At 59.8% G+C, this 470-nt stretch carries 1 protein-coding gene; it reads left to right on the top strand.

Going from position 1 to position 470, the window contains the following annotated elements; translation table 11 throughout:
• Positions 1–169: 169 nt before the first annotated feature.
• Positions 170–470: hypothetical protein (locus tag ACM6IN_RS20445; protein ID WP_414916614.1), on the top strand; the 301-nt coding region annotated here is incomplete at its 3' end.

The following is a 470-nucleotide window of genomic DNA, read 5'->3' on the forward strand; positions in this document are numbered from 1 at the left end:
TCGGGCTGCGATCCGACGAAGGCGTCTTCAAAGACTCCCCATCGATCGAGCAAGAGATACAAACAACCGCTCGTCGAATACCCTTGCACACCTGTCAGATCTGACAGGTGTGCAATCTGCCGTTTCGCCGTTCAATCACTCCGTCATTTCCCGCCACGGAGTCCTCGCCATGTCCCCCCCCATCGAACCTATGATCCTTGAGGAACTCGGCATCCCCGGTCGCAGCAAAGACCCGGTGTCGACGGATCCCGATGTCTGGGGTATCAACATCGCTGCGGCGCAGGGCAACTTTCCGCTTCATGGCCTGCTGTGCCAAGCGGGGCCATGGGGCAACATGGCGGGAGGCGACAGGCTGACGATCTTTTGGGGCACCGGGCAGAACGTCTGGGTGGAAACCGTCAACAAGGACGAAGTCAACACGCAACTGCGCATGTTCGTGCCTCCCCGGCACATGGTCGATGGCCAGTTCG

The sequence above is a fragment of the Pseudomonas sp. IT-P395 genome, assembly GCF_949767675.1.
Lineage (GTDB): Bacteria > Pseudomonadota > Gammaproteobacteria > Pseudomonadales > Pseudomonadaceae > Aquipseudomonas.